The following is a 4392-nucleotide window of genomic DNA, read 5'->3' on the forward strand; positions in this document are numbered from 1 at the left end:
CTCGCCTCAGGGAATCTGGAAGTCCTTCCACCCGAGGAAACCGATCGCCCGTCACCTTCCTGCGATCCGGCCGGGCTTCTCACCAGCGGATCGGCGGAATGGACCTCGGGCGCAGAGCATTTACCCCTGCCCGATCCCAGTCCTCTGCCCGACTCTTGGAATTCAAAAGTCCAGGAGCTCGCTTACAAGGAGGCCCTCCTTCAGGAATGGGCCCGTTCTCTCGACGAAATGTCTGAAAGCCTGCTCCGGCTCCAGGAAGAGCTTGTCGCTGAGGAGGACCGTTTCGCCCAGGAAAAAGAAGACGTTCAACGGGCGCAATCCCAGCTTGCCCGTGCATGGGAGGAATTCCACACCGCTTCGGCACGTCTCCGAGAGTGGGAATCCTCCCTCGCTCATCGAGAGCAAGAGCTCGACCAAAAGAAAGAACTTCTCGCTGCCAAAGAACGGCAGCTCCTCCAGCAGGAAAATGCGCTCGCCGAAGAACGTCAAAATCTGGCCGACATCCGTGAAAAACACCAGGCCCTGCTTCAGCAGCTCGAGCATCGCCAGTCCCTTCTCGATGAACGGGAGCGGGTGATCGATCGGCAACTGGCCCTTCTGGCCGAAGAAGAACGCCGACTGGAACAGACGCGTGCCGAATTGGAAGCCGATCGGGCCAAGCTGGCCGCCGCCCATGAGGAATATCAACGGCTCACGGGTTCCCTCCATGAGCGTGAGGCACGTCTCGTGGAGCAGGAGAAATCGCTGGCCCAGCGCCTGGCTGAATTGCAAGTGCTGGAGGATCGTCTGCTGGGATGGGAGGCGCAGCTCCGTCAGCAGGAAGCCCGGTTGACCGCACGAGAGCAGGAACTGGTTCTCCGCGAACAGCAGGGTATGACCCATTCGCCCCAGACAGAGCCCGCGACGATCCCCGAGGAAGCACCGGCACCCTCGGCCGTTGCTGAGCTCCCGCAGGTCGGCCCGGCAGAGGATGCACCGAGCGTGGCCCCTGCGGAAATTCCAGCCCCAGTCCGCGAATATCGTCCCTGGCGAGTGGTCAATCTCCCCCTGCGACGGCGTCGCTGGAAAGAGCTACCCTGGGAGATTTTGATCGGCGCAGTCGCCGCCCTCGTTGTGATGGCTGTCGTCGGGTGGTTCTATCCCCGGACATACAGCACCCTCCATCGCCTGTCGCTGTTCGAAAAGCCGTTTCTCCTCGCCGTTCGAGATGGTCAATTACCCGACGGATTCCCACCCGAGGTGACCCATGATGGCGCCGCCCTCTGGCCGGACAGCCCGGCAATTGTGGAAAAACTTCGTCACGACACCGTCCTGGCGGATTGTCCCCTGGTCAAAAAGAACGGCATCGACCGGGTACTGGAAGCTGTGAAAATCGGTCGCACCGAGGGCTTGCCCTACGTGACGTGGCAACTGATAGGTCCCGACGCGCAGTCCGCCAGGGTCATTCTCGAGCGATGGCAGAGAGTCTATTTCGACGAATTGTGTGCGGCGGGCAAAAGCCTCAGCGCACGATGCCTTTCCATGACCGAGGAGGAATTAAACCGACTGACCGAGCGACAGAAAAACCTTCAGCAGCGTATGGATGCTATCACCCGGCAATTTGGAACCGCCGATGTCCGCACGCTGGAAAAGAGATCTCGGGAACTGCTCCAGTCTGCAAGTCTTGCCGAACAGGAATGGACGCAGCTTGCCGCCGAAATCGAGGCCCATCAGGGAAAACTCCGCGAAGCGCAGTCAGTTTTCAACGACCCGGCACGTGCGATCTCGGAAGAAGAACTCAACGCGGCTGTTGCCAAACGCCTGGTTGAAGGTCCGGGATCGTCCGCTGCCGAAACAGTCTTGACTCCGCAGGCCAACCGTGCGTCTTCCGAAAACGCGCCATCAGCCCCGACCGTGCCGGCGACGCCCTCTTCCGATTCCACAGCGACGCCGGGGAACACACCGGAATTAGCGCAGAGTAAGCTCGAAGTGCTCAAGTCGATCGTCCGGCAGGAGCTGGCCGCCGTCAAAAAACAGGAGGCTTCCATCCTTGTGGAAAGTCTCACCAGCGAACTCCAGCGATTGCAAAAGCGGCGCGACGAACTTCACCAGCAAAGCATGGACCAGCGCAAACAGGCAGCGGAGCTGAGCCAGGCCGCCGCAGAGGTCCAGGCTCTCAATGAGGAATTGAATAAGATCACGCGGGCCATCACCAAGTGGCAAACGGCTTCCCAAGCGGCCAACAAACTGCTGGCCGAAGTCAGCGCACCACCGGAACTGGAAACCCTCCAGTCGGCCGTCCGCATCCATGTGCCCATCCTCATCGCACTGCTCGCGGGAAGTGCCACATTTTTGCCCTTCGCTGTCTTGCGCATGCTGCGACTGAGGCGGATCCGACAGGAGATTGCGATCCCGTGGGTGAATGATGACAATACGGGGGGCAACGAGGTTGCTGGAAACATGCCGTCACCCACCGCAGAGCATTTGCCGGCCTGAAACTCCATCCTTCGGGAAAAGATACACCACCGCATTGGCGGTCGTCACTTGGACAAACCGTTGGCCAATCCGTTACGAATTCCCCTAGGCACCGGGAGGTCCGTCATGCTGCACCACAAGGTGAGTCGCCGTCAGATACTGGGAGGACTGCTTTCCAGTCTCGCGTTGCCGACGTTCGTGAAGGCCTCAGCCCTGGGCCTTTCCGGCCTGAGCCCGGCCAGTGAGCGGATCACCGTCGGGCTCATCGGCTGCGGTGGTCACGGGGTGGGTTGGAATCTTTCCCAGGTCTTCCGACACAAAGACGCGCAGGTCATCGCCGTTTGTGACGTGGATCAGCGGCATCTCGCCACAGGAAAAGAACGTGTGGACAAGTTCTACGGCGAGCTTCTGGGTGCAGAGTACAAGGAATGCGCTGCTTACGGGGACTTCCGGGATCTGATCAATCGGCGGGATATTGTGGCCATCATGAACTGCACGCCCGATCACTGGCACGTGCTTCCCGCCCTGATGGCCTCCATGGCGGGAAAGGATGTCCTGTGTGAAAAGCCGCTGACGCTGTTCGTGGAAGAAGGACAGGTCCTCTGCCGGACAGTCGCTGAGAACAAGACGGTTTTCCAGACGGCTTCCGAGAATCGCTCCATTGACGTCTATATTCGGCTTGTCAGCTTGGTTCGCGCCGGAGTGATTGGGAAGCTCAAACATATCGAAGTCCGCCTGCCGATGGGTAACACGAACATGCGGGTGGTGGGGGAAGCCAAAGACACCTTCGGCAAAAACATGATCGAAGAGCCACCGCCCTATCTTAATTACGAAATGTGGCTGGGCCAGGCCCCGTGGATGCCCTACATCGCCGCCCGCGTGCACGGGAATTTCCGCTGGAATCTGGCCTTCTCCGGTGGCGTGCTGACCGATTGGGGTGCCCACATGATTGATCTCGCCCAGTGGGGCCATAACACGGAACACACTGGGCCTGTCGAAGTGGAAGGCCGGGGTGACTTCCCCCCACGGGATGCCGTTTACAATACGGCGCCCACCTTCGACCTCCATTACCGTTACGCCGACGGCGTGACGATGCGGGTATCGGCAGGGACAGGCGACCTGGACCCTGCCAAGGCCGACCGCACAACACCCCTGGTGGGACGCACTTCTTCCCCCGGTATCCGCTTTGAAGGTACGGACGGTTGGATCGAATCGCACAACTGGCGGGGAGCGCTCCGTGCCAGCCGGCGCGAACTCCTGGATGTGGAGGTCGATCCCAAGGCCCTGGGTCTTTATGTTCCCAGCGAAGTCGTCAAACGAGAGGACGGAGGCAAAGGGGGTGAACATCGTAATTTCTTCGACTGCATTAAAACCCGCCAGCCCTGCTACGCCCCCGCCGAAATCGGCCATCGCACCATCACCATCGCTCATATTGGGAACATCGCCATGATGCTAGGGCGAAAACTCCGCTGGAATCCCGCTGAGGAGCGCTTCGTCGATGACGAAGAGGCCAACAGCATGCTCACCCGAAAGCAGCGAGAGCCGTGGACGATGAAGAACGTGGCCTCGTGGATTAAATGAGGCAGCCGTTCCGCCATTCAGATATCCCCAGCAGGAGGGTCGGGCTCCACCCCGGGCCGATGACACATCATGGAATGCACTCTCCACCGGACGCGGTAGGGGCAATTCATGAATGGCCCCTACCTCACGTCAAGCGCGCCTTCGGAGGGACCTGCTTGTCAGGTCCGTCTTCCGGAGGGACCCGCTTGTCGGGTCCGCTGTGCAACGTTGGATCATCCATTGCCTTTCCGCGGGCACGACGAGCGTGCCCCTCCGACCTTTTCCGGAGGGACCTGCCTGTCGGGTCCGCTGTTCAACGTTCGACCATCGATTTCCTTTCACCGGGGACTAAAGTCCCGCGCAAAAAGCGGTGCTAAA

The 4392-nt window shown here is 60.1% G+C and carries 2 protein-coding genes; both read left to right on the forward strand.

What is annotated here, in order from left to right; all coding sequences use genetic code 11:
- A partial coding sequence (locus tag H5U08_RS11060; RefSeq protein ID WP_297032973.1) for a hypothetical protein occupies positions 1-2475 on the forward strand: 2475 nt, incomplete at its 5' end.
- Between the two features lie 105 nt (positions 2476-2580).
- Complete coding sequence (locus H5U08_RS11065; RefSeq protein WP_297032975.1) at positions 2581-4035, forward strand: Gfo/Idh/MocA family oxidoreductase; 1455 nt, start codon at positions 2581-2583, stop codon at positions 4033-4035.
- Positions 4036-4392 lie beyond the last annotated feature (357 nt).

The sequence above is a fragment of the Thermogutta sp. genome (assembly GCF_014359955.1).
Taxonomy (GTDB): Bacteria; Planctomycetota; Planctomycetia; order Pirellulales; family Thermoguttaceae; genus Thermogutta.